Source organism: Bacillus sp. EE-W1, from assembly GCF_009760835.1.
Taxonomy (GTDB): Bacteria; Bacillota; Bacilli; order Bacillales; family Bacillaceae_G; genus Bacillus_A; species Bacillus_A wiedmannii.
This window is the reverse complement of record NZ_WIPE01000056.1, coordinates 555,448-575,556: the sequence shown is the minus strand read 5'-3', so window position 1 is coordinate 575,556 and position 20,109 is coordinate 555,448. Positions and strand designations below refer to the sequence as shown.

At 34.2% G+C, this 20,109-nt stretch carries 19 protein-coding genes and 1 pseudogene; 4 read left to right on the top strand and 16 right to left on the bottom strand.

Annotated features, from left to right (window positions below; genetic code table 11):
• Positions 1–82: 82 nt before the first annotated feature.
• The 8 genes from GFJ36_RS10510 to GFJ36_RS10475 all read right to left on the bottom strand — a co-directional run bounded on the left by GFJ36_RS10510 (position 83) and on the right by GFJ36_RS10475 (position 9,368).
• Positions 83–1,312: an MFS transporter gene (locus GFJ36_RS10510; protein ID WP_088609149.1), complete on the bottom strand. Its 1,230-nt coding sequence runs from the start codon at positions 1,310–1,312 to the stop codon at positions 83–85.
• Position 1,313: 1 nt separating this feature from the next.
• A complete protein-coding gene (locus GFJ36_RS10505) occupies positions 1,314–1,850 on the bottom strand; it encodes an NADPH-dependent FMN reductase (protein ID WP_046955699.1) in 537 nt (178 codons plus the stop codon).
• Positions 1,851–1,996: 146 nt separating this feature from the next.
• On the bottom strand, positions 1,997–3,151 hold the full coding sequence (locus GFJ36_RS10500; RefSeq protein WP_088609148.1) for a CgeB family protein: 1,155 nt from the start codon (positions 3,149–3,151) through the stop codon (positions 1,997–1,999).
• Positions 3,152–3,185: 34 nt separating this feature from the next.
• Complete coding sequence (locus GFJ36_RS10495) at positions 3,186–4,406, bottom strand: tetratricopeptide repeat-containing glycosyltransferase (protein WP_087982498.1); 1,221 nt, start codon at positions 4,404–4,406, stop codon at positions 3,186–3,188.
• 270 nt (positions 4,407–4,676) lie between these two features.
• The gene (gene gnd, locus GFJ36_RS10490) at positions 4,677–5,573 is read right to left on the bottom strand and encodes a phosphogluconate dehydrogenase (NAD(+)-dependent, decarboxylating) (RefSeq protein ID WP_088092666.1); all 897 of its coding nucleotides are present in this window, start codon (positions 5,571–5,573) and stop codon (positions 4,677–4,679) included.
• 18 nt (positions 5,574–5,591) lie between these two features.
• Complete coding sequence (locus GFJ36_RS10485) at positions 5,592–6,941, bottom strand: GntP family permease (protein ID WP_157349543.1); 1,350 nt, start codon at positions 6,939–6,941, stop codon at positions 5,592–5,594.
• Between the two features lie 14 nt (positions 6,942–6,955).
• Positions 6,956–8,494 carry a gluconokinase gene (gene gntK / locus GFJ36_RS10480; RefSeq protein WP_097890794.1) on the bottom strand — a complete coding sequence of 513 codons (1,539 nt, stop codon included), beginning with the start codon at positions 8,492–8,494 and terminating at the stop codon, positions 6,956–6,958.
• A 436-nt stretch (positions 8,495–8,930) separates the two neighbouring features.
• Complete coding sequence (locus tag GFJ36_RS10475) at positions 8,931–9,368, bottom strand: Lrp/AsnC family transcriptional regulator (protein ID WP_060488643.1); 438 nt, start codon at positions 9,366–9,368, stop codon at positions 8,931–8,933.
• Between the two features lie 142 nt (positions 9,369–9,510).
• Here GFJ36_RS10475 and GFJ36_RS10470 point away from each other — a divergent pair, with 142 nt between their 5' ends.
• The 3 genes from GFJ36_RS10470 (at position 9,511) to GFJ36_RS10460 (ending at position 12,440) form a co-directional block, all read left to right on the top strand.
• Entirely contained in the window at positions 9,511–10,092 is a 582-nt protein-coding gene (locus GFJ36_RS10470; protein WP_088080590.1) for a DJ-1/PfpI family protein, read from the top strand.
• A gap of 429 nt (positions 10,093–10,521) precedes the next feature.
• A complete protein-coding gene (locus tag GFJ36_RS10465) occupies positions 10,522–11,424 on the top strand; it encodes an ABC transporter permease subunit (protein WP_097890792.1) in 903 nt (300 codons plus the stop codon).
• Positions 11,421–12,440 (top strand): ABC transporter permease, encoded by a 1,020-nt coding sequence (locus tag GFJ36_RS10460; protein ID WP_141540979.1) that lies wholly within the window; start codon positions 11,421–11,423, stop codon positions 12,438–12,440. Before GFJ36_RS10465 ends, GFJ36_RS10460 begins: the two co-directional genes overlap by 4 nt.
• Positions 12,441–12,580: 140 nt before the next feature.
• Here GFJ36_RS10460 and adhP read toward each other — a convergent pair whose 3' ends face one another.
• From adhP to GFJ36_RS10435, 5 genes are all read right to left on the bottom strand, one after another.
• Positions 12,581–13,618 carry an alcohol dehydrogenase AdhP gene (gene adhP / locus GFJ36_RS10455; RefSeq protein ID WP_000649116.1) on the bottom strand — a complete coding sequence of 346 codons (1,038 nt, stop codon included), beginning with the start codon at positions 13,616–13,618 and terminating at the stop codon, positions 12,581–12,583.
• A gap of 388 nt (positions 13,619–14,006) precedes the next feature.
• A complete protein-coding gene (locus GFJ36_RS10450; protein WP_088063262.1) occupies positions 14,007–14,861 on the bottom strand; it encodes a MurR/RpiR family transcriptional regulator in 855 nt (284 codons plus the stop codon).
• A 192-nt stretch (positions 14,862–15,053) separates the two neighbouring features.
• Positions 15,054–15,701, bottom strand: a complete 648-nt coding sequence (locus GFJ36_RS10445; RefSeq protein ID WP_097890788.1) for a response regulator — start codon at positions 15,699–15,701, stop codon at positions 15,054–15,056.
• Between the two features lie 14 nt (positions 15,702–15,715).
• Positions 15,716–16,834 (bottom strand): GAF domain-containing sensor histidine kinase, encoded by a 1,119-nt coding sequence (locus GFJ36_RS10440; RefSeq protein WP_060488638.1) that lies wholly within the window; start codon positions 16,832–16,834, stop codon positions 15,716–15,718.
• Between the two features lie 154 nt (positions 16,835–16,988).
• Positions 16,989–17,882 carry a mechanosensitive ion channel family protein gene (locus tag GFJ36_RS10435; RefSeq protein WP_098230742.1) on the bottom strand — a complete coding sequence of 298 codons (894 nt, stop codon included), beginning with the start codon at positions 17,880–17,882 and terminating at the stop codon, positions 16,989–16,991.
• Positions 17,883–18,135: 253 nt separating this feature from the next.
• Between GFJ36_RS10435 and GFJ36_RS10430 the strand changes: the two genes are divergently transcribed.
• On the top strand, positions 18,136–18,585 hold the full coding sequence (locus tag GFJ36_RS10430) for an NUDIX hydrolase (RefSeq protein WP_098230741.1): 450 nt from the start codon (positions 18,136–18,138) through the stop codon (positions 18,583–18,585).
• A 35-nt stretch (positions 18,586–18,620) separates the two neighbouring features.
• Here GFJ36_RS10430 and GFJ36_RS10425 read toward each other — a convergent pair whose 3' ends face one another.
• From GFJ36_RS10425 to GFJ36_RS10415, 3 genes and pseudogenes are all read right to left on the bottom strand, one after another.
• Positions 18,621–19,169 carry a cysteine hydrolase family protein gene (locus tag GFJ36_RS10425; RefSeq protein WP_048541253.1) on the bottom strand — a complete coding sequence of 183 codons (549 nt, stop codon included), beginning with the start codon at positions 19,167–19,169 and terminating at the stop codon, positions 18,621–18,623.
• A gap of 114 nt (positions 19,170–19,283) precedes the next feature.
• Positions 19,284–19,538, bottom strand: a pseudogene (locus GFJ36_RS10420) (hypothetical protein).
• 65 nt (positions 19,539–19,603) lie between these two features.
• The gene (locus GFJ36_RS10415) at positions 19,604–20,092 is read right to left on the bottom strand and encodes a putative periplasmic lipoprotein (protein ID WP_048541213.1); all 489 of its coding nucleotides are present in this window, start codon (positions 20,090–20,092) and stop codon (positions 19,604–19,606) included.
• Positions 20,093–20,109 lie beyond the last annotated feature (17 nt).

The following is a 20,109-nucleotide window of genomic DNA, read 5'->3' as shown; positions in this document are numbered from 1 at the left end:
TATAATTGGTTAAATAAATCGTAACAGTTAATTACCCTTTCTTTTTATTATATAGAAAAAGAAAGGAAGGCAGAAGTATTTTTTAAACGATCGATTTATTAGAAACACTCGCTTCGAATTTACGTTTTGAGATTACATAGTTTATAGCAATTCCTAACGAAAGGATCAATATGAAACTTAGTAAATAAAACGGTACCATGACACCTACTTTAGATACACCAGCTGTAAACAGCATTAATAATACAATTCGTATTCCTGTACCAATTAATCGAAATAAGCTGTCTACACGTCCCATTACTTCATTTGGAATTTCCTCCATCATCAATACATTTCTTGCCACTCTTGTACCCGCATTTCCAATTGCATGAAAAATTGCAAGTCCATATAACAACATTACGGAAGGTTCAATAATCATTACGGTAATTGAAATTACATATATGAACATCGTCATGACGATTGAAACTTCTGTCTTTACATATTTCATCATAATTGGAATACTTATTCCCGCAAGAACCGCTCCGACACCGTACATCATACCTTCTATTGCGTATACAGAGGCACTGGCTTTTAATAGATCTGAGATATATACTGGGATTAAATAATTTGCCATCATGACACCGATAAACGGCATATAAGTCGCCAGTAAAAACCAAAAGAACTTCGGACGCTTTTGCATAAAGTGAATCCCTTCGAACAATTGCTTCTTAAATGTTACTTTTCTTTTTACTTCCTTTTTCTTTACATACGGTATACATAAGAAAAGGAAAAATGCTCCTGCAAAAGTTAACATATCTACTAACAAGATCCATTTTAAAGAAATGATTTCAATAAGGAAGCTAGCAGCCGCTCCTGAAATAACTTGAGTTAACTGTCCTTGTATTTCCATTGTTCCACTTAAATTTTTATAATGTTCTGCTTGAAATATCTCTTGGTTAAACGCAAATATTGTAGGATAAAATAATAAATAGTAAAATGACCCTGCTATATATATTAGAATATAGTGAATAGAATGATAAGGTTGCCCAGTAAATCCCCATATAGCCATCATTCCAATAACGACTATCCCAATACCTTCATTACATAATAATAAAGATTTTCTTGAAAAACGATCAATACTCTGCCCGATAAACGGTGTTAATAAAAACATAATAAGAGTTGCGATGATGGATACATAACCAAACGTTGTCTCTCCTCCATTCTCTTTAATTAACAACCACGGAATCGTTATCATAACAATGCCGGAACCAATAGCTGATAGACTATTGGCCCCTAGAATGAAATACAAGCGTGAATCTTTATACAGAGATGGCATATCACTCAACTCCTAGTTGTTTTTTCACCTCTTTATATACGCTCATATATGCTTTTAATTCTTTAACTAGATCATGAATTAACGGTTTTGCATCTTCTCCCAGTTCACCGTCTTGTACATGAAGTCCATCAAGCACAACTTGTTTTGGGATTGCATTTGCGTACACCCCTCTAGCAACAATACGCATATTGTTTAATGCGTTAATGCCACCTTTACCGCCTCCAGCAACTGCAAGTAATGCGACAGGTTTATGAACAAATTCACTACTGCTTAAGTAATCTAACGAATTTTTCAACGCTCCACTCATTGCATTATGATATTCAGGTGTACATAGTACTACACCGTCTGCAGTTTTCACTAATGCCTTTAATTTTTTTACCGCTTCTAATTCACGTTGTGATTCTTCCCCGTTATATAAAGGCAGTTCCTCTACTGATAAATCGTATAACTCCCCTTCAAATTGATCAGCAATATATTTTGCCACCACACGAGTTCTACCGAATTTTCTTGGCGTACCGTTAATAACGACTAGTTTCATAATTATTTCTCTCCTTTGTTTTTCAGTTATACTTATATATTATCAGAAATTTCTATACAAAGCACAATATAAAGAGGGAACTAGCTTGATAAAATAGTATGATAGACGAAAAAAAGAACTCATACGAAAGTAAGAGTTCTTCACAATTACTTTTCTTCCGCTTTATCGCTCAGTATGTCTATGCTTCTTTTTGCTTCAAAATGGTTATACGCTTTTTCTGCTAATTTAATACGTTCTTCTGGTAATTCTATATATTTCATAACGTTTTCTATTATTTTTTCATACGGAGTAAACACTATTCCTGGCCACTCTATCTCGTCCTCGGGATTACTATTTTCAGAGATAATAAATTTCTTATTTGCCACTGCATAAGAAACTCGAGGAGTTTCAAGAATACCCGATAAGTAAAAATGAATATTTAATATAATTTTAGACCTAGCAATCAACTCATTTCTAACAATTCCCCACGCATTATTTTTAAAAACAATATTTAAATTCGGGGCAACTACTTTTAATTGATCTAAAATAGCTTGTCGCCTTGGGTTAAGAGCACCTATAAACAGTATATCAATGTCTTCAGTTAACTCTTCATCAAATGCATCTTTTTTTATTTCTAGAGTTGGGGCATAGTTCATTTCCACATGTTTTATTTCTTTTCCTACTCCTTTTTGTTTTAACCATTCTATATTTTGTTTACTATAATCCCAAATTTCCTTATCTTTTAATAACATTAAATAAAGAGGATGCGCATAAGGACTTCCTTCATATAGCTGTTCTAAATTATAAACAATTGCATTTTTTGGTAGTAGATTCGGATTATGCGCATACGTATGCGCTCCAAAAACAATTGTATTTTTCACATTTTCTAGTATTGTTTCTGAAATAATTGCTGTATTTCCCTCCTGCTCCAATCGCCATTTCAAAGCTCGCGCAACATCTATAAAACTACCATACGTCTTTGGGCATATAAAAAGACAATAATCATATTCTTTATTCAAATAAGCTTCCATTAGTCTTAAATTATTTTTATATAAATCCACATCCGGATATCTAATTAAAAGCTCACTTGCATGTTTTTTTGCTACTTTATACATTCCAGCATAATAAGCAGCAATGCACCTTCTTAATTCGATTTTTTGCCGATGCTCTTCTGCTACGTCCATGTCTATAAGGAGATTTGCGATACAATACGCTTTTAAATGATCACGATCATAATAATAATCTAGTAGTGGCATCAATTCTTCATACGTATTTCCATGCACGGATTCCCCTAGTTCTAGCGCCCATCGTATTAATTCCATGATTACTCCACTACTCCTTTAACCGACAATGTATTTAATAAAATTTCGCATTACTTTCTACCATATTTGCTATATGCAACGGTAGCTCTTCTTTTCTCGATTCCAAATATTTTTGTGATACTGCACCTAAATGTTTTTTATGCGGTATATAAAAAGCACTTATAGAAATCTCATAGTCAAATAAGTAATCATACACATGATAATCTACAAATAGCAGATCATTTTTCGGAAAAGGAATTTCCTTCCCTTGCAACGCATACATCAAAGCAATATTATTTTGAGATTTTAATCGATACATTCTTGCAAGTTGGTATAATGGCTCAGCCCGAGTTGGTCTATATTCCCACGCTTTTTGAAAATAAAGAATAGCTAATGCTGTATATTGCTCTTCTTGCGCCTTAGCATTTTCTTTTTCATCCACTTCTGTTACCTCATATTGTTTATTTGCTGAACGGTTTGCTAATTGTTCATAACAAAATCCTATTCGCAATAACGAATAGAACACCTCTTCAACCCATCCACCTGCTTCCACTCTTTTTTTGTACCATTTAATCGAATCTTCAAATTGACTTAAATGAAAATAAGTTTGGGCTAAGTAAAATAAATATCTTATATGCAAATCTGGCGTTGTTTCTGGATCACTCAATCCTTGTAACAACAACCGCTCATCTCTCTCAAATTTATCAGCTTTACTACCACCATCCCCAGGATCGTTAACGACAAGCGTCTCTAACCTAGCTACCCTCGTATTGTAATTCGCACCAACTTTGGAACGATCTATATCCCAATACTCATGAGTAACACCGACAGATTTCCATGGTAAAGAAGCTTTCAAAAGGCGTGTAAGCCAATACTTAATATGAATATCATATTGCATTGTAAGATAGTGGTCTTCCGTTAAACTAGTCTTATCAAACTCGGGATCAACTTCTAATATCATATCTGCATCTAATATTAATAAATAATCTGCTTCTGGATATGTTTTTTGTGCTAATGAAACTGCTAAACTTCTGTTATAGCCAAAATTTTGAAATGGTTCATGATGAACTGTTCCAGGGATTTCATTTTCTTCACACCAATTTTCAATAATTTCAGGTGTATTATCAGTTGATCCCGTATCACAAATAGAAACAAAATCTACAATTGATTTTGTAGCATTTAAACATCTTTCCATAATTCTAGACTCGTTTTTAACAATCATACAAAGACATAACTTTTTTTCTTCCCCTGCATTCTTCACTTGCTCATTTCCCATTTAACCACCTCATATTTTATTAACACGCTCTTTTCATATGTAACACCACTTCATAGCTACACTGATGACATAATCATCCTTTTACTATTTATGAAAATTTCATTTTATTTATTCTTATTTTTATGTTGGGACATCTTTCATGCTTCACTATATATTTGATACAATCAGTACAAATAAACAATGATTGATTGATATTTTTAAATTAGAGATTTCTTACACTATAAAAAAAGAAACTTGCGCCTATGCACAAGTTTCTTTTTAAAAACAACCTTATTTTTTCACAACTTCATGTCCACCGAACTGATTACGAAGAGCTGAAACTACTTTTCCGTGGAATGTATCATCTTCTTGAGAACGGTAGCGCATAAATAATGACATTGCGATTACCGGTGCTGCCGCTTGAAGTTCAAGTGCCGTTTCCACAGTCCATTTCCCTTCTCCTGAAGAGTTCATCACACCTTTAATGCCATCAAGTTTAGGATCATCTGCAAATGCCTTTTCAGTTAAGTCCATTAACCAACCGCGGATAACTGATCCGTTTGCCCATACTTTAGCAACATCTTCATAATTGAAATCAAAATCACTTTTATCTAACACTTCAAAGCCTTCAGCGATTGCTTGCATCATTCCGTATTCAATACCGTTATGAACCATTTTTAAGAAATGACCACTTCCGACGCGGCCTGCATAAGAATACCCATTCTCTACTGCTAAATCTTTAAATAAAGGTTCTAATTGATCATAAATTTCTTTTTCTCCACCAACCATTAAGCAAGCACCGTATCTAGCTCCTTCTACACCGCCTGATGTACCGATATCTACGTAATGTAAACCAAAACTTTTCGCTTCTTCAGCACGGCGTAACGTATCTTTATAGAATGAATTCCCGCCTTCAATAACGATATCGCCTTCCTCTAATAATGGATATACATCTTTTAGTACCGATTCAACAACTTCTCCCGCAGGTACCATTACCCAAATTTTACGAGGAGCTTCTAGTTCAGCAATCATTTCTTTTAATGTATGACGAGCGGTAATCCCTATTGCCCCTGCCTTTTCAACAAGCTCTTTATTAACGTCATATACCACTACTTCATGCTTGTCTTCATATAAATGTTCTGCTAATGGGAATCCCATTTTTCCTAATCCAATTAAACCTAGTTTCATATTAATCAATCTCCCATTCTATACAAATATATTTAATAACGAAATGAGTCCAAGTGCTACAACAGATAATATCGTCTCCATTGCAGTCCATGTTAATAATGTTTCTTTCACAGTCATTCCGAAATATTCTTTAATCATCCAAAATCCAGAATCATTTACATGTGATAAAATTAATGACCCTGCACCTGTTGCAAGTGCTAGTAGTTCAACATTTACACCTGGTGTACTTGCTGCAATCGGCGCAACAATACCAGCTGCTGTCATCATAGAAACCGTTGCCGATCCAGTTGCGATTCGGATAAGTGCCGCAATTCCCCAGCCTAATAATATCGGTGAAATATGAGATTCTTTCGCCATTTCTGCGATTGTCGTTCCAATTTCAGAATCTAATAATACTTTATTAAATGCGCCGCCTGCACCGATAACTAACAGTATGTTCGCAATAGGCCCAAGGCAATCGTTTGTAAATTGTAATACTTTATCCTTTGAGAAACCTTTTGCATAACCAAGACTAAAGAAAGAGTATATCGTTGCAATTAATAACGCGACGATTGGATCTCCAATAAAGTGCAATACTTGTGCAAGTTGACTTGTTTTGTTTAGTGCTACTTCCGCAATTGATGCACCTAGCATTAGAAATACTGGAAGTAAAATTGTAAACAATGTATTTCCGAAACTAGGAAGCTCCTTCTTCTTATCTCTTTCAATAAATTGCTCCGCTATATCTAATGGTACTTCTTTATGTATACGAGCACCAATCCATTTCCCGTAAAGCGGACCTGAAATGATTGCAGTTGGAAGTCCGACGATTAAAGCATATAAAATTGTCTTCCCTACATCTGCTTTAAAAATACCTACTGCTGCCATCGCTGCTGGATGTGGCGGAACGAGTCCGTGTACAACAGATAAACCTGCTACTAGTGGTATACCAATTGTAATAAGTGATACCCCTGTTTCTAACGCAATTGTAAATACTAATGGAATTAACAGTACAAATCCAACTTGGAAAAACACTGGAATCCCTACTAAAAATGCAACGAACATCATTGCCCAGTGAACACGTTTCTTCCCAAAACGATCAATTAATGTGTTAGCAATTCGTTCAGCACCGCCAGATTCGGCCATCATTTTTCCAAGCATCGTTCCTAATGCTAATACTATCGCTAAAAACCCTAACGTATTACCAAGCCCTAGTTTAATAGAATCGATAATCCCTGGATCTTTTGGTGAAGTTCCAATCAATGGCATTCCCATTGCTAGTCCTACACCAATTGCTGTTAAAATTAACGCGACAAACGGATGCCATTTTACTACTGTAATAAGTAAAAGTAGTATGACAACTGCCGCTAGTACGATTCCAACTACCATTTCTCCCAATCCCCCTATTGTTTACGTTGGAAAGCAGCTATACAATCAAATTCTTCTTTCAAGCGATTGTAAAGTCGTTCATACATATAAAACATTTCTAAATATATAGCCGTATTTTCTTTATTCGGTACATGATGATGAACAATATCAATCCAATCCTTTACCTCTTCAAGAGAATCAATTTTTCCTACAGCATATAAAGCAACTGCCGCTGCCCCAAGCGCAGATGCTTCATGACTTTCAGGAACAAGCAATTCTTTTCCCATCATATCGGATAACATTTGTCTCCAAAATGCAGATTTCGCAAAACCTCCTGAAACGCGTATTTCAGTAAGTGGCCCTGTACAATCCCTGATTGCGAGTGCAACAGAATATACGCTCATACAAACACCTTCCATGACTGCACGTATAAAATGTTCTCGTTTATGCTGAAGGTTTATTCCAAAGAATGTACCACGAGCATTTGCATTCCAGTACGGTGCACGCTCTCCAGATAAAAACGGTAAAAATAGCAATCCACCCGCTCCAGCTGGTACACTTTCCGCATACTTAATTAATAAATCATACGGATCAATGCCAAGTTTTTTTGCTACTTCTTGCTCTGGGCTACCAAATTCATCACGTAACCATCTCAGTAATATTCCGCCGTTATTCGTTGGTCCGCCGATCACCCAGTGCTCGTCTGTTAATGCATAACAAAACGTTCTTCCTTTTTCATCTGTATTAACACTTGATGAAATTGTTCGAACCGCACCACTTGTACCAATTGTAATTGCAGCTGAGCCAGGCGATATTGCCCCAACGCCCACATTCGCAAGAACACCATCACTTGCACCAATAACAACTGGCGTATCTTCACGAATACCCATCTTTTGTGCTAATTCCGGTTTCATACCCGACAAAATATATGTAGTTGGCACTGGTGTTGATAATTGTTCTGGTGACATATGTAACAACGTTAAAACATCTTCATCCCAGTTTAATGTTTCTAAATTAAATAACCCAGTAGCTGATGCTATTGAATAATCCACTACGTAACATGAAAACAATTGATACATAACATACTCTTTAATGGAAATAAATTTATATGCGCTCGCATATAATTCTGGCTCTTCCTCTTTCATCCACAATAATTTAGAAAGTGGCGACATCGGATGAATTGGTGTACCCGTTCGTCTATAAATTTCATGACCATTCATATGTTGTAATAATTTTTCTGACTGTTTCGTACTTCGATTATCTGCCCAAATGATAGAACGCGTTAATGGTGCACCGTTTTTATCTACTGCAATTAATGCGTGCATTGCTGTACTAATACCGATTGAAGAAATATCCTCTGGTAACACGTTACCCTTCCGGATGGCAACGCTTACAGTTTTATATACAGCAGCACATATTACATCAGGATCTTGCTCAGCCCATCCGACATTCGGTTGAATAATTGGATAATCAACTGCATGTGATGCAACAACTTTTCCTTTTTCTGTAAATACAACCGTTTTTGTACTTGTGGTACCGATATCAATCCCGATTACTCTCCCCCTTGTTTCCATGCGAATCTTCCCTTCGTTTCTAGCAAAATACGATCTAGTAAACCGTTTACATGAATTAGTATATAAAATATTTTTTCATTAATCAAGTTTTAAAAAGAAAATTTTTTTCATAACAAAAAATATATCCCCCTCATTCCATTTCACTTACATACTAAATTTAGATTTTCCCCGCGGTAAAGTTGCGTTATATTCGTTACATTTCGCAACACACTCTCTTTTTCTTTCATTAACAACACATACATAGTTCTTCCTTACGTTCTACTCATTTGCATGAAAAAGAGTTGAGAAGCAATATTCATTTTTAAGGGTCACTTTACATAACCATCAAGCTAAGAAAAATGATTAGTGACCCTTCTTTTTATACAAGTCCGAAAAATAAGGGATATTTTTAAAAGATTATTAAGTAGGCAATAGTTAATTGATTAGGCCAGTATTTTTATTCTTCACTAATAAAGGGAGCAATTATCTTTTTTTCATGAGAAGATAACACGATATTTGTTGATGGCGTACCATATTGCATCGAATCATCAATAAATTTTTCTAAACTTTCTACAGAATACGTTGCTAATTTGACAATATAGCTAATTTCCCCTGCTACTCTGTAACACTCAATTACATCTGGATGATTATAGCAAAAGTTAGATAATGATTTACAATTCGTTGATTTAAACAATATAAGTGCAGAAATTGGACGATTAATTTTTTTTAGAGAAACACGTGCATGGTAACCTTCAATAATCTGTTGCTCCTCTAACTTCCTTACTCGCTCAGTTACTGACGGAGAAGATAAGTGAACTGCTTCAGCTAAATCCTTCATTGAAATTTTTGCATTTGACTGTAATAACCCCACGATTTTTTTATCAATTTGATCCATAAACTATCCAACCTTTTTTTATAAAATAGAATAACCTAAATTCTTTATATAATAAAGCCAAACAATTGAATATCCTTATTTAACTTATTCATCAGCTTTTTATATTTATATAAAATAAGGATATTAGGAGGCGATTTACGATATGAAAAAGATTTTATTATTATTAGCTGACGGATTTGAAGCAGTAGAAGCTAGTGTATTTACAGACGTACTAGGCTGGAATAAGTGGGAGGGTGATGGATCGACCGAGGTCATAACAGCTGGTCTTCGGGATAAATTAACCTGTACTTGGAATTTTACTGTCATACCCGAAAAAACGGTTGATAATATTCAATTGGATGAGTTTGATGCACTAGCTATTCCAGGAGGGTTTGAAGAAGCTGGTTTTTATCGGGATGCATTCAGTAAAGAATTCTTACATGTTATTCAACATTTCCATGTCAAACAGAAGCCTATTGCAAGTATTTGTGTTGCATCATTAGCGCTTGGTAAAAGTGGAATTCTTATAGATAAAAAAGCTACCACATACAGTCATCCAACGAGTAAACGAAAAGAGCAGTTAAAGAATTTCGGTGCAAAAGTACAAAATGATTTAATTGTTCAAGATGGAAATATTATTACATCTTCAAATCCAGGTACAGCTTTTGATGTTGCATTTTTATTACTTGAAAAATTAACATCTAAACAGAACGCTAAACATGTAAAGAATCTTATGGGGTTTTAAACATTAAACTTCAACAAAGAGATAATTCTAGAACTTGTTAGAATTATCTCTTTGTTGAACCACAGGTGCCCTCCTAGGAATTCATTGATCCCTAGGAGTTTTTTAAATTTCCTACACGTAGCCTAAAAGAAGAAACCATCTCGTCTAAAATTAACTTTGCATCAGCTTAGCTTTATCGCGCTGAAGTCGCGTAACATAGCCGCTACCTCTCCAAATAAGAATTCTGTACATTTTGCTCTATTAATTGTTTTTGGTTCACTCATCCTATTACCTTAATAAACTTAGAGCGCGGATCCTACTATAACTTTATTAACTTGTAAATATATGTTCCATACTATAAAATCTAATAGTATTTTTATTTTTCAGAAAAATAAAACAATAATTTAGACTTTATTGTATAATGTTGTAAAAAGATGTCGGAGGGATTTAATGTTACATAAAATATCTCAATTCACAATTAAGCTTTCATCAATTCTTTTATCACTGTTACTATTATTAAATTTACCTTATTTATTTATCACTCAACAAGGATTCACCTTTCAACCAATTTATTTTTTTAACCAGATCGTTACTATGTTAAAACAGGTTTTCTCACCTGAATCATTGTTGGTTATAGGATCAGACCCAAAGTTTGGTCATTTAAAAACAACACCATTATTTCCAACTGTTTTAGAACCTTACCTATATTCATTTATTGTATTATTTGTGGCCTTTTTGCTTGCGCTCTTTATCTCATCTAGCATGGCATTTTTTTATTTTTTAGCAAAAGATTATATAAAAAAATGGATAAACCGAATTGTGTTCATATTAGAAGCTGTCCCTGATATGATGATGATGATTTGTTTGCAAATATTTTTCATTTGGGTACTTAAGAAATTTTGGGAAGCTCCTTTCACCATTATTTCTTTTAATGAAAATCGCGCTTATTTACTCCCTATTTTATCTTTAGCGGTCTTACCTACATTACAAATGTTTCGGATGATGGTGTTATACATACAAGAAGAACATGGAAAACATTACGTAGAGGTTGCATATGGAAAAGGTCTTTCATCAAGTTATATACTACGCATTCATTTATTCAAAAATATATCTATCCACTTCTTCTACCATTTAAAAACGATTTTTGTTTTCTTACTTTCTAACTTATTCATTTTAGAATTTGTTTTTAATATGCAAGGTATTATTCAATTTTTATTTAAGAAGGCGTTTATTTCACCTCCCGCTGCATTTATTATACTTGTCATGATTATCTTACCGTTTTATGCCATTTTTCAAATAACCTCTTTCATGATGAATAGATGGCAAAAGCAATTGAAAGGAGCAGCTTTATGAAATCTATTTGGAAATCAAAACGCTTTTTAATCGGCTTTACTTATTTATTCATACTTGTTTCAGCTAGTTTTATTTATAGTTGGTTCTTTAAAGATAACATCCCAAAACCTCCTCAGTTACTTTACAATGACAATAACGAATTACTTGGAAAGGCCCCCTTTCCACCATCGTTAATACCGCCTTTTGGATCTGATCGTTTTGGAGAGTCTGTTTTCTTACAAATTATAGAAGGAGCAAAATTTACCATTTTATTAGCCGTGGCAATTAGCTTCTTTCGAATTTTATTCGGAACATGTATAGGAATCCTCTTAAGTTTATATGCTCCAAAATTCAAGAGATTTTTCCAGTCATGCTCAGAAGTTTTTTATTACATTCCTACTTTATTTATCGCATTTATACTCATCACGCCCGTTAATATTGTAATCGTATCAAATGCTGATAGATTAGATCCAAATATTTCATTTGCTTTTTATCAAGTACTCGTACTTATTTTCGTCGCTCTGCCTACACTTTCTTTATATATATCCTCAGAGGTTGAGGAATTTATGAAACAAGATTACATTTTAAGTTCCCAATTGCTAGGGGCTAGCCGTTTTCATATTATCAAAAAACACTTACGAGTCTTATTACTTGATCGCTTATTTGTGTTATTCATGGAACATATCGTCCAAGCACTCATACTCGTTATCCATTTAGCGTTGCTTGATATTGTAATTGGCGGGATACAAATGCGTGAACTCTATGACGGAGTACTCAAACCTGTTTCTCTATCTAATGATTGGGCAGGCCTTATTGGATTAAATCGTTATGAAATGAATATTTCATGGTGGATTATTTTGTATACTCTCGTTTCATTCTTTATTACGATTCTATTTATAAAGCTTATGACAATCGGGATTCAAGATGCACTGAAAGCAAGAGATTCGCAAGTTGTAGCAATTCAAACCGTTCCAAATCATAAAAAATTTGTTAAAAGTAAAGATTCTTTTTCGTTTGTAGATAAAGTGAACCTTTAATCCTTTCTCGTTAGTCGACATTGATAGTAGTGGAATGCAAAGAAGATGATTCCTGTTGAATGCAGGGATCATCTTCTTTCTGCCGTCTAACTTTTTTACATGTCTTTAGCTAGACTCATGCTTTTTATATTTAAAATGAATTATTTGCAATCACAATTATGCTGTTTAAAATCGATTACCATACGTCCTTGAATTCTACCTTGTTCCATTTCTTCGAATACATTTTGTACTTTATCTAGAGAACAAGTTTGAACAACCGGCACTACTTTTCCTTCTGCACCGAACATGAATGCCTCTTCTAAGTCTTTACGAGTACCGACTAGAGAACCAACTACTTCAATTCCATCTAGTACAAGTCGCGGAATGTTTAAATCCATCGTTTCTACTGGTAAACCTACTGCAACGACTTTACCACAAGCACGTACTGCATCAACTGCTGAATTGAACGCTACTTTAGAAACGGCTGTTACTACAGCAGCATAAGCACCACCAAACTCATCTTGAACAATCTTATCAGCAGGACCTTGAGAAATTGGATTGATAGTCATATCCGCACCAACCTCTTTTGCTAATGCTAATTTATCGTCATTAATATCTACTGCAATTACCTTTGCACCAAACACGTTTTTAGCATATTGGATAGCTAGGTTACCTAATCCACCACACCCATAGATGACGATAGGTTGACCAGGTTTAATGTCTGATACTTTTATTGCTTTATATGTAGTTACGCCCGCACATGTGATTGATGATGCTTGAGCAGGATCTAATCCTTCTGGTACTTTCACAGCATAATCAGCTGTAACAATACATTGTTCTGCCATACCACCATCTACTGAATAACCAGCATTCTTAACTTCACGGCAAAATGTTTCTCTACCAGTTATGCAATATTCACAACGTCCACAAGATTGGAACATCCATGCAATACTTACACGGTCACCTATTTTTAGTGAAGTTACATCATCAGCAATTTTCGTAACAATACCTACACCCTCATGACCAAGAATACGGCCATCTGTGTTTCCAAAATCATGATTTGCAACGTGTAAATCAGTATGACAAACTCCACAATACTCTACATCTACTAGCGCTTCACCTGAGTGTAACGGACGTAATTCCTTTTCAATAACTTCAATGTTTGCTTTACTATTTTTATTAACTACTACTGCTTTCATATGTGATCTCCCCTTTAGTGTTTTAGAATTTTAATGAGTTCATCTCACAACTTCTACCTGCACTGTTTCGGCCAATTATTGCACCAAATTTAAATGTTCAATCATCATTACACGTTCATCATAACATGTAATTTTAAAAGCTTATTGTTAAATATTGAACAATATTTGAATTATTAACCAAATGTTTTCTTACTATATTTGAAGGGAAAACTGAGATTTCATCTATGTATCGTTTATTAGAATTCAAGATGCGAAGTAATAAATAAAGATTTTTTAATATAGGAAATTATTATCATTATATTTTCAAAAAAGATTATAACGAGTAAACCTAGATTATATATCATCAAACTATTGACCAATATAAAAAGCCCTTCAACTGAAGGACTTTTTATATTCGTTTCATCGAAATTGTTTCACGTATACTTTGTAAATTTTGCAATGTCTCTTCTTGGCGTTGTAACGATAACCCAACGTATAAAGTATCTAACAAACTTAACTGTGCTAATCTTGATGAACTTGCTTCTGTACGGAATTCCGTCTCACGTGTTGAAGTATATAATGTAATATTAGCAAGTTGACTTAATGCTGATTTCTGATAGCTCGTAATTGCAATAATGCGAGCTCCTCTTGCTTTTGCTACTTCTAACGCTTCCAGTAACCCTTTATTGCTACCAGAATGAGAAATTGCAATTACCACTGCTTCTTTAGTAAGTAAACCCGCACCCATAATTTGAAAATGTGAATCTGTATGAGCAATACAAGAAATACCCGTTCTCATAAATTTATGATATGCATCCATCGCTATAATACCAGAACCACCATTTCCATAAAACTCAATACGACTTGCATCTTGCAATACCTTTACGGCTTGCTCTAGCGCTGTATCATTTAACAAATGCAATGTATCTTGCAGTCCTGTAATATGCGAATGAAAAACTTTTTTAGCAACAGTTACCATACTATCTTCTGCCGATACTTCTTCATGAATATTTTGCATAGGAGTATGTACAATTTCACGAGCTAATGTAATCTTTAAATCTTGAAACCCTTGAAAACCGAGGTGCTTACATAAGCGGAATATCGTAGCTTCAGAACTATTCGTAACTTCAGCTAATTCTGTAATAGATTTATGTACAACATCTTGTGGATGTTTCAATATATGTTCGGCAATACTTCGCAATTTCGGTGATAAACCATTTAACGAAGCCTGAATCTTTCCAATCCCACTTCTTGTACCTGGCATAGCATATCTTCCCCTTCCATCGTAGTTTTATTGTACCTAATTATAGAAAGAAGAAAAACCTTTATTTAGCACTACTATAAATTGAAACTTTAATCAGTGAGAGTATTGTACATCTCCCACTAATTATAAGCCCGCAAATAGCGGGATAAATTTTAAATACTCCTATGTATTCTGTCGTAACATGGGACATAATTATTCATACTTATTATTTCCCCCGTGCTTCACCGCATATAATGCAGCTTGCGTACGATCATCTACTTCCAATTTAGCTAAAACATTTGAAACGTGTGTTTTCACAGTCTGTTCTGTAATATGAAGCTCTGCTGCAATTTCTTTATTACTTCGCCCTTTCGCAATTTCACGAAGTACTTCTTGCTCTCTTTTTGTTAACATGGAAAAAGGGTTCTCTTTTTCTTTCTTAACTGCTGATCGTCCGAATAGTGCTGGTGTTACTTTCGGATGAAAATTCGCATTTCCTTCATGTACTGCAATGATAGAAGCAACAAGTTGCTCAGGTTGTACTTCTTTTAATTGATAACCATCTGCTCCAGCTTCCAGTGCTGGTAAAACATAATCTTGCTCTGAAAAACTGCTTAATATAAGTATCTTTATTGTTTTATCATATTGCTTTATCCGTTTTGTTGCTTCTATACCATCCATCTTCGGCATTGATAGATCCATTAATACTACATCTGGTCTTTCCGTTTGAATGAATGTTAATGCCTCTTCACCATTTTCTGCTTCCCCAACTATTTCAAATCCTTCTCTCGTTTTTAAAAAGAATACAAGTCCTCTTCGAACGATATGATGATCCTCAACTAGTAGTAATTTAATCTTCAATCTTCTTCTCCCCTTTAAACCGGCAATTGAATTTCAATTTTTGTACCCTTTTTCAGCTCAGTTTTTATTTGAAATGATCCCCTCATTAACTGAATACGTTCCTTCATACTTTTTAAACCGAGCGCTGACTCTCTTACGTGATCTTGTATAAATCCTATTCCGTTATCCTCTATGTAAAAATACAACTGGTTATTTTCTATTTTTAAAAGAACATTTACCTTTTCACATGAAGCATGTTTTTTACAATTATGTATTGCTTCTTGACTAATACGCCATAAAACTTCTTCTATTTCATCTCCAATTGAAACCATACCATCAATTCGAACTTCCACGTGGATCCCTAACAACTTTCCGTAATTTTTAATTGCTTCTGCTAAACCTTTCTCTAATCCTTCCGGTCTTAATTGCCAAATTAAAAGTGTCATTTCTTGTAATGCTTCCTGTGATAATTCTCCAATATAGCTCAACATCTCTTGCAAGTCTCTATCTTGCGTCATATTTAAAGTACCTTTTGCTGTTAGCATTATAGAAAATAACAATTGTTTTACTGAATCATGTAAATCACGTGCAAGTCGATTTCTTTCAGCTACCACTACGTATTTACGTTCTTTCTCTACTAACTGAATACGTTGTATTGTCGTTCCTATTTGAAATGCAATCGATTCTAATAATGCCAATTCTTCCTCTGAAAAGTGTGTTTTTTGAGGTGAGGCTACATTTAATAGACCAAACTTCTCCGATCCAGACCTAAGTGGAATCGTCGCATGATGCGTAACATCTTCTGTCTCTCCCCAATTACACTCAATCGCATCCTCTATTCGCTTACATTCAATAATATTTGTCGCTTTTTCCAATCTGCCATTCACAAAACGCTCTACACACCAGCAGTCCCCTTCACACATCGGCTTCTTCTCTTTCCATGTAAGAGCCGGTGGTAAGTTTTCATCTACAAGCATACGGTGCTTTCCACTTTCATCGATAAAGAATATCCACCCTGTTTGTAAATTCATAACTTGTAACAATGTATGTAACACTTTTTCTAACATGACTTGTAAGTCTGTTGCTTCATTTAATAATTCTGCAATTGCTTTTAATGCTTCTAAACGATGCATCTCTTTTTCTTCAAAGTTCATTTTCATCACCATCTATCATTATAACATTAAGAAATTTCTAAATTCTACAAATAAGAAAGAACTGAATTCCTTCAGTTCTTTCTTTAAATTAATCATTTTATTATTTTTCTATCCAATGTTGGAAGCTAGATTTTTGTTAACAAACTATTCTATTTTAGCTGTCCGATAAAGATTGTCCACCATGGTTATGCTGTAAACTTTCAGTAGTAACGACCATATTTGCTGCTGGCATTTGCACTTGATTCTTATGGAACATAGACATTAATTCAAACCTTACTTGTCTAGAAGTTTCAAAATAATCTTCTGGCTTTATTAAACCTGTAATACAAAATTCATATCCAACATATTTAAGGTTCGGGTTTAAATCTGTGACACCAACATATTTAAACGGCTCAACAGCTTCATCCTCTACTTTATAAAGATTCGAAGCCAATCTTTCATTACAATTAACACAAACTTCTTCTAACAATTCCTTAACTCTTGTAGGATCTTCCTGATAACTTACCGTAATCCGTTCAATTACGCGCATCCATCCTTTATTAAAATTTTGTATCGTCCTAATCTCTCCGTGTGGTATCGTAAGAAGTTTTCCTGACCATTCACGAATTTGCATAAAACGAATACTAATTTCCTCAATTGTTCCTGAATTTGTTCCGTTAAAAGTAACAAAATCGCCAACACGAAACTCTTTGTCCGCTAATCTCGCAAAGCCTAATATAACATCTTTTAACATCTGTTGTGCAGCAAAACCAATAACAACTCCCGCTATCCCTGCACCTGCAATGATACTTTTTATATCTACAAATTGGCTAATTAAATATATGATTAGACTGATGATAATGATATATCTAAAAATAGATCGAATCACACTTTGAATCGTTTGCTCTACCTCTTCATCAAAAAAGCTTGATTTCCTAAAAAACCAATCAATAATACGGTTGATTACAAAAGAGATAATGATTAAAACTAATGCAAATAGTAAAAATCTTAAAAGTAAAAACTCACGTACATAATTAAAAAATTCTTCAGTATACGTTAATAAACTCATCCATCCACACCCTTAACTAATGAAAATTTCATGAAAAACTAATTTATTGTCATACCTTTTGATTTCCTTAAAACTTGTTACACTTTCTTCTATAAATATACCCTTTTTCATTATCTAAAGGGAGATTACATTAGAATTTTTTTATACCCGACTTTATTTTATGACTGCGCTACATATCTCAAAAAAGGAAAATATTAACACAATACCAAATAGTTCATTTGTAAATATTTTGACTCGCGGGGGTTAACTAACAATGGGCTATATCGAAGAACTAAGAGAAGTTATTGGATCAAGACCACTCAATTTATCTGGCGTTGCTGTAGCTGTCTTCAATGAAAAAGAACAAATATTACTACAACAGAGACGAAGTGGTATTTGGGCTGTCCCTGGTGGATTCGTTGAACTTGGCGAATCAACGGAAGAAGCCGGAAGACGGGAAGTGCTTGAAGAAACAGGGATTGAAATAGGCTCTTTACAGTTAATAAGCGTATTTTCCGGAAAAGAATTTTTTGTAAAATTACCGAACGGAGATGAATTTTACTCTATAACAATCGCATATCTTTGCAAAGATATTACAGGTGGTACGTTAAAAGCTGATGGATTAGAATCATTACATGTACAATTTTTTGACTTAAATGGGTTACCAGAAAAAATTAGTCCGTTCATAAAAAAACTAATCGAGCGAAACCTCGTCTCAATTTAAACGAAAAAAGAGACCTTTTTAAAGGCCTCTTTTTTTCACTTCACTTCTGCATGTAAGCATGACTTAAAATGTCCAAGGGCAAATTCATGTCCTTGCTCATTAAAAGATGCAACCGCCTTTTCAAAAACAACAATTTTAAATCCTTTATTATAAGCGTCTACTGCTGTGTGAAGAACACAAATATCAGTACAAACACCTACAAGATGAACTTCTTCTATTCCTCTTTCTCTTAACTTCATCTCTAAGTTTGTTCCTGCAAATGCACTATATCGTGTTTTATCCATATAATATACATTCTCTGCATTTTTATATGTTTCGTACACATCTTGTAATTCACCAAACAAATCTCTTCCATTTGTACCAGCTATATTATGAGGCGGGAATAACTTTGATTCTGGATGATATACATCATTTTCATCGTGTTTATCGATTGCAAAGACAACATAATCCCCATTTTCAATATATTCTTTCGTTATATGGACAATTTCCTTCTCAATTTCTTGTCCTGGTTTCCCGCATGTTAAAGCACCTTTTTCAGCTACAAAATCATATGTATAATCAATATTAATAAGAGCTCGTTTCATAACCACTATCTCCCCTTCTCCTGTTTCACAGTAAACAATAGAAAATTTGTTATTACGACATCGTATGTACTATTCGACATTTCAAATGAAATACCTACATTTTTCATGTAAAACTTACCTTAACCTGAGTTTATCATATGATAGATAAACAATGGTAAAACAAATAGCTCCTATTAACAAATCATGAATTTGTTAATTGAGCGTAATTTGAGTCACCTCTTGGATCATAAACCAAATGACTGACATCGTTAAAATAATCAAGACGATACGAATACACCGATTCACATCTTCAGCCTCTTTCTCTATCATAGTAGAAACAAGTGATTTCTTCCTACTTAATCGTATTAGAAAACGAAACAAGTTATTCACTGTTACATCCTCTAGTATAAACAAAAAAGCACACTACTTTTTGAGTAATGTACTTTTTATTCTTCTTATGACGCTGGTTTTGTTTCGAATGTTGCTTGATTTAAACTAATAACCTTTCCTTTTGGATCATTGTTTTCATACTGAACTGCAGTAATCGTATGACTACCTGTCTCAAGTGTCTTTTCTTTTAATTGTACTGTTGTCTGTGTTGTACTAGTGACTTGATGTTTATCTGCATATACTTGATCTACAAATATAAATGTTTCTTTATCATTTTGAAAATTAGAAAGCTCTAATTCAACATGTTGAATTAAAGTATCCTTTTTGATGAATACAGTTGGTATATTGCCGTTTTCAGAAGTACCATCTGGTGTAATAACTTTTACTTTTCCTTCACCAACTGGTACTGCACCTTCAGGGAATACTACTATATTCTCATTACTTGCATTTACAACTCGTTCTTCCTGCTTTGATTGCGCATCCTCTTTTTCTTGTGGAGCACCGCAACCGGCTAATAACAATACAGACAATCCAGTGATTATGAATTTTTTCAAAATTCATCCCCCCTGTC